Genomic DNA, 349 nt, shown 5'->3' with positions numbered 1-349 from the left:
CGGGCATGAAGGACTTCTGCGGGTAGTTCAGAAGGGGTGACAAAAGAAAAACTCCACTCGCCATAAGGCAGCGTCCAGTCGCCGCTGGCGGCCTGTTTTGACTGCAAAGGTTCAGGTTTCTGCGGGCTGCAGCCAGAGGCGATTATCAGCAGTGGGATTAAAAGCAGTTTGTTTATATTCATCCGCGTTATTCCCAGTCGCCGTACGGGTAGGTTTTGCCTTTAATGAAATCCTGCGTCGACTGAATGAAATTAAACGTGCCGCCGGGAACGACGTAGTCTTTGCAGAGCGTCATCTCGTTGCCTGCGAGGGTCCACATTTTCAGCGGTTTTACGGGAAGGCTGGGACG

The 349-nt window shown here is 52.7% G+C and carries 1 pseudogene; it reads right to left on the bottom strand.

The features are described from left to right. A pseudogene (locus OGY62_RS00005) lies at positions 1-182 on the bottom strand (DUF2931 family protein); the annotation flags it as partial. Positions 183-349: the final 167 nt, after the last annotated feature.

Source organism: Citrobacter sp. CK198, assembly GCF_030333295.1.
GTDB lineage: Bacteria > Pseudomonadota > Gammaproteobacteria > Enterobacterales > Enterobacteriaceae > Citrobacter_B > Citrobacter_B koseri.
This window is presented reverse-complemented; position numbering and strand designations above follow the sequence as displayed.